The organism is Streptomyces sp. CLV115 (assembly GCF_038448545.1).
Classification (GTDB): domain Bacteria; phylum Actinomycetota; class Actinomycetes; order Streptomycetales; family Streptomycetaceae; genus Streptomyces; species Streptomyces sanglieri.
In genome coordinates, this window is record NZ_JBCEWQ010000238.1 from 1 (window position 1) to 9,090 (window position 9,090).

The 9,090-nt window shown below is 71.2% G+C and carries 6 protein-coding genes; 3 read left to right on the plus strand and 3 right to left on the minus strand.

The window, feature by feature from the left end; genetic code table 11:
* Together AADR41_RS39735 and AADR41_RS39740 are read right to left on the minus strand one after the other, a co-directional pair.
* On the minus strand, positions 1-1,377 hold a 1,377-nt coding region (locus tag AADR41_RS39735; protein ID WP_342287138.1), incomplete at its 3' end, for a sigma-70 family RNA polymerase sigma factor.
* 399 nt (positions 1,378-1,776) lie between these two features.
* Positions 1,777-2,778 (minus strand): TetR/AcrR family transcriptional regulator, encoded by a 1,002-nt coding sequence (locus tag AADR41_RS39740; RefSeq protein WP_342287140.1) that lies wholly within the window; start codon positions 2,776-2,778, stop codon positions 1,777-1,779.
* Between the two features lie 340 nt (positions 2,779-3,118).
* Here AADR41_RS39740 and AADR41_RS39745 point away from each other — a divergent pair, with 340 nt between their 5' ends.
* Positions 3,119-4,597 (plus strand): NAD(P)/FAD-dependent oxidoreductase, encoded by a 1,479-nt coding sequence (locus AADR41_RS39745; RefSeq protein ID WP_342287142.1) that lies wholly within the window; start codon positions 3,119-3,121, stop codon positions 4,595-4,597.
* A 187-nt stretch (positions 4,598-4,784) separates the two neighbouring features.
* Positions 4,785-6,605, plus strand: a complete 1,821-nt coding sequence (locus tag AADR41_RS39750; protein ID WP_342287144.1) for an ATP-binding SpoIIE family protein phosphatase — start codon at positions 4,785-4,787, stop codon at positions 6,603-6,605.
* Positions 6,606-6,637: 32 nt separating this feature from the next.
* Here AADR41_RS39750 and AADR41_RS39755 read toward each other — a convergent pair whose 3' ends face one another.
* Positions 6,638-7,951: an MFS transporter gene (locus AADR41_RS39755; RefSeq protein WP_342287147.1), complete on the minus strand. Its 1,314-nt coding sequence runs from the start codon at positions 7,949-7,951 to the stop codon at positions 6,638-6,640.
* 155 nt (positions 7,952-8,106) lie between these two features.
* Between AADR41_RS39755 and AADR41_RS39760 the strand changes: the two genes are divergently transcribed.
* On the plus strand, positions 8,107-8,664 hold the full coding sequence (locus AADR41_RS39760) for a MarR family winged helix-turn-helix transcriptional regulator (protein ID WP_072488604.1): 558 nt from the start codon (positions 8,107-8,109) through the stop codon (positions 8,662-8,664).
* Positions 8,665-9,090: the final 426 nt, after the last annotated feature.

A 9,090-nucleotide genomic window follows, 5' to 3' on the forward strand; every position in this document is an offset into this window, starting at 1 on the left:
CTTCGGTGGCGTCGGCTTCGGCGCGGGCGGCGGGGTCGGCGCCGGCGGAGCCACGACGGCAGGCTTCGTCGCGGGCCTGGCCTCGGGCTTCGGCTGGTCGTCACCGACCAGCGCCCAGGCCAGCCCGGCTGCGGCGGCCACCACGACCGCCGCCGCGATACCGGCCTTCGCCGGGGCACCGAGCCCCTCCGAGGCCGCGGCACCACCGGCCGCACTTCCACCGGAGCTCCCCCCGGTGGCCGCCGCGGCGGCACCCGCACCCGCGGCGCCGGCCGCGCCCCCGGCGACGATCCCGGCCGCCTTGAGCGAGTACCCGGCGGCGAACCAGCCGATGACCGCGACCGGCAGCAGCGCGGGGATCCCGGCGTTGACATGGGCCAGTTCGCCTGCGGCGAGCCGGCACTTCGAGCACTCCTCCAGATGTCCGCGCAGGCCACGCTCGGCCCGCATGCGGAGCCCGCCACGCGCGTACGCGCCGAGCCGGTCGGCATAGCGCGCACAGTCGCCGCCGGAGGTCAGGGCCTGGCTCACATGCGCCTGCAGATAGGCCTGCTTGAGGCCTTCGCGGGCCCGACTGGCCAGCACCGCCGTGGCGTTGGCGGTCAGCCCGAAGAGCGGGGCGATCGCGCTGGGCGACTCCTCCTCGACGGTGGTGTGCCACAGCACCGCCTGCCAGCGCTCCGGCAGACTGCGGAACGCCTGCATGGCCATCGACTGCTCGGCCTCGTGCATCGCCAGCACATCCGCGCCCAGATCGAGCGTGTCCGCGTCCGACACCTGGGAGGCCTGGGACGCCTGCGCGGCGAACACCGCGAAGTCGTCGACCAGATGCTCCCGCTTCGCGGTCTTGGTCCAGGCGGCGCCGACATGGCGGACGGCGGTCATGAGGTAGGCCCGAACGGCCTCCTCGGGCCCCTTGCCCCGCCGTACCGCCTGCAGTGTGCGGGCGAAGACCTCGGCCGTCAGGTCGTCGGCCGTGTGGGCGTCCCGGCAGCAGCTCCGCGCGTAGCGTCGCACCGCGTCGGAGTGGCGCCGGAAGAGCTCCTCGTACGCGAGGTCGTCGCCGTCCCGCATCTGCCGGATCAGATCGGCGTCGGAGGGCGCGGCGCCGGAGGCGTCGGTGAGGCCGGTGCTGCCGCCCTCCCGCTGCATGGGCACCGCGACATCGGCCTCAGGGCCGTGATCGGGGCCGTGATCGGGACCGGTCGGAGCCGGCCATGGACCCGGCAGCACCGTGCCGCCCTCGACGTCACTGCTCGACCGCCCGGGCCCGGCCTGGCTCGGAACCTGCCGGGCGGACCGCCCACCGGCCTCCGCTGCACCGCCCACGGCGGAGACGTCGTCGAACGCCTCTTCCTGCTGCCCGTCACCGCTCATCGCGGTAGCCCCCGTATGCGCTGTCGGACCCGAACATCGGGCAAGAGTGCCACATGGCGCAATCCCGTCGGACCTTCAGCCCCCGCAACCACTCATCCGGGGCGTTTTTCCGAATGTGAGTACTAACAGCCATTCATTCGGGGAAAGCTGGTAGATCACTTTCCGCGTGTACGAGTTGTCGCCGCAGTCCGCCATTCGGGAGCACTGAGCTCGCCGGTCCGCGCTGAGACGGGAAGAGGGCGGGCATTCCGGCGGCGCGAGGGGCGGGCGCGGGTGCCGGTGCGACCTGGTTGAGCGGATGACGGACCATCAGTCGAGAGCCCACCAAAACGGGCCACATCAACCATTCGCGCCGGGCGCAGCGGCACATACAGGCACCACTGCGCCCACGCACTCTGCTCAGGCGGCGGGCCGGGAACGCAGTCCCTCCAGCAGGATGTCCAGGAGCCTGCTCGAAGCGGCGGCCTGCTGTGCCGGGTCGGGCAGCGAAGGCGCCGCCGTCGCTATCACCAGCAGTACATCCGCGACCGTCACATCACGGCGCAGTTCACCGGCGGCCCGTGCCCGGTCCACCAGGCGGCCGACCACCTCCAGCAGCTCGCCGGCTCCCGTGCCGTCGTCCTCGACGCCGGTCTCCGCGGCGGAACGCTCGTCGGCCGACCGGAGATCGGCCTGGCCGGCACCCTGCCGCTGCTGAGGCACCCGTGCCTCGTCCCGCTCGCCGCCCGACGCCGAACCCGATGCCGTCACCGGCTCCCCGGCCGCCGTCAGGTCACTGCCACCGGACCCACCGGACCCACCGGACCCACCGGACCCGGCGAACCCGCCAGAGCCGTCGGAGCTGTCGGAATCGACATCGACACCGACCCTCAGCACCTGGGGCGGCAGCAGCCGCCCCGCACCCGAGGCCACGGACGTACGCAGGAAGCGCGACAGCGCCGACCACGGCTCGTCCTCCTGGCCGAGCGCGGTCCGGGCCTGGTCGGTGAGCCTGGAGGTCTCCTCCTCGGCTATCCGCCGGACCAGCACGTCCTTGCTCGGGAAGCGTCGGTACACCGTGCCGACTCCGACTCTGGCGCGACGCGCCACGTCCTCCATCGGAGCCCCGTATCCCAGCTCGCCGAACACCTCGCGCGCGGCCCGCAGGACATGTTCCAGATTGCGCTGAGCATCCACGCGGAGCGGAGCCGAGCGGCCATTGGCCCCGGCCGCACCGGCCGTTCCGGCCGTTCCGGCCGTTCCATTGGCCCCGCCGGTCCCGACCGTGCCGACCGAACCCGTCGCCACCGTCGTCCCGACCGCTCCCACCGCTCCGTTGACCACCGCTCCGTTTCGTCCCGTTCCATCGGACGAAAGGGACGGAACCGTAGCGGCAACCTGCCAAGAATCCTGAATGTGCATAACTGTTCCCCCGGTTATGACGTCTCCCCCCGGAGACTTCCCGCCGTTTGAGTCGGAGAGTGGATCATGGTCTCCGTCCGACACCCCGACGACATACGAACATAGTTGAGCCCAGCTCAATTCAGAAGGGGGTAGTTCCGCACGGAGCGCCCCCCGATCAGTGCAGGGACTGGTTGTTCACTGATTCGGCCCCGGTCCGGAACCTCCGCCTCAACCCCTGACCTGCGCCGCTTGCACATCACCGCCGAGCCGCGCGACCACCGCCCGTCGAGAACCTCCGGTCACACAATTTGTCGAGGCTGTGGACAAACCCCTGAGCACGTTGCGTCATGGGGTGGTGATGGCTTCAGATTCCGGGGGAACACCCCCCGGCCCCCCACCGGGTGTGCGCATTCTCGTCATCGGTGGCGGCTACGTCGGGATGTACACAGCGCTGCGTCTCCAGCGGAAGCTGAAGCAGAGACTCAGAAGCGGTGCGGCCGAGATCGTGGTCGTCACCCCCGAGCCGTATATGACGTATCAGCCGTTCCTGCCCGAAGCGGCCGCCGGTTCGATCTCACCGCGCCATGTCGTCGTCCCGCTCCGCCGCGTACTCGCGCACTGCAAGATCGTGATCGGTGAGGCGCAGTCCGTCGACCACGCCAAGCGCACGGCCACCGTCACCACCCTCGCCACCGGGGAGGACGGCACCGGCGCGGTCGAGATCCCGTACGACGAACTCGTCCTCGCCCCCGGCTCCGTCTCGCGCACCCTCCCGGTCCCCGGCCTCGCCGACCACGGCATCGGCTTCAAGACCGTCGAGGAGGCCATCGGCCTGCGCAACCACGTCATCGAGCAGATGGACATCGCCTCCGCCACCCGCGACCCCGCCATCCGGGACGCCGCGCTCACCTTCGTCGTGGTCGGCGGTGGGTACGCGGGCGTCGAGGCCCTCGCCGAGCTGGAGGACATGGCCCGCTACACCTCGCGGTACTACCACAACATCAAGGCCGAGGACCTGAAATGGATCCTCGTCGAGGCGTCCGGCCGGATCCTCCCCGAGGTCGGCGAGACGATGGGCACGTATGCGATCCGTGAGCTGCGCGGCCGCAACATCGACGTACGCCTCGACACCCGGCTGGAGTCCTGCGAGGGCCGGATCGCCGTCCTGAGCGACGGTTCCCGGTTCCCGACCCGCACCCTCGTGTGGACCGCGGGAGTCAAACCCGCGCCGGTCCTCGCCGCGACCGATCTGCCGACCGACGAACGCGGCAGGCTCAGGTGCACGGCGGAGCTGGCCGTCGAGGGCGTCGGGCACGCCTGGGCCGCCGGGGACGCCGCCGCCGTGCCCGACCTGACCTCCGAAGAAGCCGGCGGGAAGACCGCGCCCAACGCCCAGCACGCGGTGCGCCAGGCCAAGGTCCTCGCCGAGAACATCCTCGCGTCGGTCGCCGGGGAACCCCTGAGGGAGTACCGGCACAGCTACGCGGGCTCCGTCGCGTCGCTCGGCCTCCACAAGGGCGTCGCCCATGTCTACGGCCGTAAGCTCAAGGGATATCCGGCCTGGCTGATGCACCGTACGTACCACCTCAGCCGTGTCCCGACGTTCAACCGGAAGGCCCGTGTCCTTGCCGAATGGACCCTTGCCGGGCTTTTCAAACGCGAGATCGTCTCCCTCGGTTCGCTGGAACACCCGCGCGCCGAGTTCGCGCTCGCCGCGGGCGGCGGACACCCCGGACCGAACGGCCCGCCGGGCCGGGACACCCCGCCACGTCCCGGCAACTCGCCGGGGCCGGACACCGGCTCCGGGCCCGACGGCCCCACGGGGAGCGGGGGCTGACGGATCGTCGACCCGCCCGTGCACCCGCCAGGGGACCGGCCGTACCGAAATCTGTCCGTACGGTCCGCCACACTGGACGTGTGACCATAGGTGGGCCCACATCTGCACAGAGTGACCCGGCCGGCAGTGACCGACAGTGAGTAGCCCGCGAGAGCGGACCAGACCGATACACGAGGCCAGAAATTCCGTGAACTTCACGCGCTGGAGCGCCCGCCTACCTGGAACGCAGCGCCGCGCCGCCGCACGGGACGACCGCAGTTCCGTGCCCTCGGCCCGCGCCGAGTACGTACGGCCCGAGACCGGTCCCCGCCCGCCGGACGGCGACCCGGGCGGTGACCCGCAGGGCGGTACGGATCACGAGCCACTGGACGACTCGCGCGGAGCGGCGCCGCGGCCGGACGGCCCCGCACTGGAGGACCTCTCCGCCCGGGACATCCTCGGCCAGCTGCCCGCCCTGGTGGCCCTGGTGTACGGCCCCGACCACCGGATCGCGTACGTCAACGACGCCTACGCCGCCGCCTTCGGCCCCCGCCCGGCCGGCGCCACCGCCGCCGAGGCCATGCCCGAGCTCGACGAGCTGAGCCTGCTGCCCCTCATGGACCAGGTCCTGCGCAGCGGCACCCCGCGCACGGTCAAGTCCCGCAAGGTCCGCAGCGGCAATTCGTACACCGTGACCTGCACCCCGGTGCACCGGGACACGGACGACGGGAGCGAAGCCGACGACGGCAACCCGCCGGACAGGAACGACAGGAGCGCCGGGAGCAACAAGAGCGCCAAGGGCAACAGGGGCTCCAGGAACAGCAGGGGCAGAGCGGGCGAGCGCGGTGTCCTCGTGTACGCCGCCGATGTCACCGACCACGCCGAAGCCGCCGAACGGCTCCGAGCCAGCGACCGCCGCCACCGCGAAACGGCCGTCACCCTCCAGCGTTCCCTGCTCCCGCAGGAGCTGGAGCAGCCGGACGACCTGCGGATCGCCGCCACCTACCAGCCCGGCGGCACGGACGCCGCGGTCGGCGGCGACTGGTACGACGTCATCACCCTCGGCGCGGGCCGCACCGCCCTGGTCATCGGGGACGTGATGGGCCGCGGGGTGCGGGCCGCCGCCGTCATGGGCCAGCTCCGCACGGCCGTACGCGCCTACGCCCGGCTCGACCTCCCGCCGCACGAGGTGCTCCAGCTGCTGGACGGACTCGCCGCCGAGATCGACGCCAGCCAGATCGCCACCTGCGCCTACGCGGTCCACGACCCCAACGAGGGCCGGCTCGTCTACGCCTCCGCGGGCCACCTCCCGATCCTGGTGTGCCACGAGGACGGCACGGTCCACCGCGCCGAGGACCCCACGGGCCCGCCGCTGGGCACCGGCGGCTGGATCCACACCTCGGGCACGATCGCACTGCCGCCCGGCTCCACCGCCGTCCTCTACACGGACGGCCTGGTGGAACGCCGGAGCGAGGACATCGACGAGGGCGTCGCCGCGCTGGAACGCGCCCTCTCCGGGGCCAAGGGCTCACCACAGGTGGTCTGCGACCGGCTGATCCGTTCCCTCGGCGTCACCGCGGAACACGACGACGACGTGGCGGTGCTGGTGGTCCAGCACCCGGCCCGCACGGGGGCGAGCGCGGAGCTGTTCCACAACGCCTCGCTCGATCTGCTCGGCGGCATCGAGGCGGCACCGCGCGCCCGCGCCTTCGCGACCGGGGTCCTCACCTCGTGGCGGTTCCCGGTCGAGCTCTGCGACCTGGGCGTCCTGGCCGCGGGCGAGCTCGTCGCGAACTCCCTCAAGCACGGCACCCCGCCGATGCGGCTGGGGCTGCGGCGCACCGACCGGCGCCTGATCATCGAGGTGACCGACGGCGACGACCACCTGCCGCGCCGTCGCCGGGCCGACCCGGCGGACGAAGCGGGCCGCGGCATCTCGATCGTCGCGACGATCGCCTCGTCCTGGGGCAGCCGGCGCACACCGGGCGGCGGCAAGGCGGTCTGGTGCGAATTCGCCCTGCCGCACTGAGGCGGGCCCTGCCGGTGACAGGGCCCGGCCGCTCAGCGGGCGGAGGCAGGTGCGGAGGCGGCGGGAGCGGCGCCCGACCCGGTGTCCGGCAGTGACACGGCCACCACCCTGGACGGCACCGTCTCCAGCGAGGGCTGGTCCTGTACGGGGGTGAGCCGCCGGCCGAGCCGCAGTGCCAGCACCGTGATGCCCAGCGAGAACAGCACGAACGTCACGATGTACGGCCCGTGCAGCGTCGCCCCCATCGGCCCGCCCACGGCCGGACCGACCGCCAGCGCGAGCTGCTTGCAGAGGGCGAACGCCGAGTTGTACTGCCCGACCATCGACTCCGGAGCCAGATCGGCCACCAGCGGGGCCACGGTCGGCGACAGCATCGACTCACCGAGCCCGAACAGCGCGTACGTGGAGATCATCGCGGCCGTCGCCATGGTCTGGCTGCCGTGCCCGAGCCCCGCGTAACCCGCCACGATCCAGGCGAACGCCCAGATCAGACCCACCGAGGCGATGACCCGGCTGCGCCTGCGGCGCTCGACGAGCCGCAGCACGACGAACTGCGCCACGACGATGACGGCGGTGTTGGCGGCCAGCGCGATCCCGAGCGTCGAGGGCTGCATTCCGGCGGCCTCGGTGCCGTAGGCCGCGAGCCCGGACTCGAACTGTCCGTAGCAGGCGAAGAACAGCACGAATCCCAGCACGCACAGCTGCACCATGGCCCGGTGCGAGAGCAGCGCCCGCATTCCGCCGGGTGCCTTGGACCCGTCGGTCGGCCTGGTGTCCGCGACTGCGGGCGCACGCGACAGCCGCACCGTGCAGGCGATGACACCGAGCACGACGAACATCGCGGCCTCGATGAGGAACAGCAGGGTGAAGGTCTCCGGCCGGCTCGTGTCGACGATCTGCCCGCCGACCAGCCCGCCGATGCCGAGCCCCAGGTTCTGCAGGAAGAACTGCATGGCGAAGGCACGGGTACGGGTGGCGGCGCTGGAGCACCACACGAGCATCGTCGCGAGCGCCGGCTGCATGACCGCCGTGCCCGCGCCGAGCACCGCGGCCGACAGCACCGACGCGGTCACGCCCGACGAAAGACCGAGGGCGACCGCGCCCAGGGTGGCGATGGCCGAGGCGGCGACGAGCACGGGCAGCGGCCCGCGCCGGTCGATCGCACGGCCGGTGAACGGCAGAACGGCCAGCGCCGCCATGGCGAAGACCGCAAGCACGACTCCCGCGGTGCCAGCACCAAGATCACGTACCTGTGCCACATAGACGTACAGATACGGAACGGTGAACCCCAGCCCGAACGCGCTCAGCGCGCTCCCCAGCTGGATCCGCCGCAGTGCTGCACCCATCTCCCTGGTCACACTCACCTACCTCAAGGTCTCGAAGCGACATGCCGAGCCATCCGAACGACTCGAACCCGAAGACTTTAGCACTAAAGTTAGAACCTCAACAATACAGCTCGAAGGACTTCGAAGGCTTTGGAGGGCGTGCCATACTGCCCGCCATGCCTGACACCACCGAGCAGCCCGGACCGCAGGAACCGAGCCTCGACGAGCAGATCGCCGCCTATCAGCGCGAGTTCCGCGACCTGGACCCGCAGGTCGAGCAGGTCGTCTCGGCCCTGGGCCGACTGAACCGCCGGATGAACGTGGCGTACGGACGCCAGCTCGCCGCCCTCGGCATCAGCAACGCCGAGTGGGAGGTCCTCAAGACCCTGGTCCTGGCCGGCTCCCCGTACCGGCTGGGCCCGGGCGAGCTGGCCAAGCGCCTGGGCCTCACCCCGGCGGCGATGACCCACCGCATCGACCGCATGGCGGGCGAGGGCCTGGTCACCCGCGACCGGGACGAGAACAACCGGGTGCGCGTGATCGTCGAGCTGACCGACGAGGGCCGTACGAAGTGGCTGGAGGCCATGCGGATGGCCACCGACTTCGAGGAGGACCTGCTCCAGGACCTCACGGGCGACGAGCGCGGCGGCCTCGGCGACATGCTGATCCGGCTCCTGCGCCGCGTGGAGCACGCCCAGCCGGATGCCGGCGGGCGCCTCACCGACCTGGACTGAAGCCGTGTCCGACACGTGGGAAAAGGGCTTGACCTGGCGGGGTTGACACACTCCTCGCCGGTCCGTAAGGTTCTTCGAGTTGTCACGGAGCCGGAACGGTTCTGCGACAGCCGATCCAGCCGCGAATGCGGCAACCAAACTCAGCACGATCTCCCACTCGGGACAATTTCGGCATGCCGAAATTAATTTCGAGGACTCGATTATGAGTCGCCGGGAAAATCCGCTAGAGTTTGGACGTCGGAACGGCCCAACGGCCGGGAAGGCAAGCCCCGCTGACTGGGAATCAGGCCCGAAAGGATCTGATAGAGTCGGACTCGCCGGAAAGGGAAACGCGAAAGCGAAGAACTGGAAAGCGAAAAAGCAGGATCCCGCTTCGACCGGGAATCGGACACGAAAGAGTCTGATAGAGTCGGAAACGCAAGACCG

What these genes read in the sequence shown, in the direction of transcription:
- AADR41_RS39740 (WP_342287140.1), bottom strand. Translation starts at nt 2,778, where the DNA reads ATGCACATTCAGGATTCTTGGCAGGTTGCCGCTACGGTTCCGTCCCTT.
- AADR41_RS39745 (WP_342287142.1), top strand. Translation starts at nt 3,119, where the DNA reads ATGGCTTCAGATTCCGGGGGAACACCCCCCGGCCCCCCACCGGGTGTG.
- AADR41_RS39755 (WP_342287147.1), bottom strand. Translation starts at nt 7,951, where the DNA reads ATGGGTGCAGCACTGCGGCGGATCCAGCTGGGGAGCGCGCTGAGCGCG.
- AADR41_RS39760 (WP_072488604.1), top strand. Translation starts at nt 8,107, where the DNA reads ATGCCTGACACCACCGAGCAGCCCGGACCGCAGGAACCGAGCCTCGAC.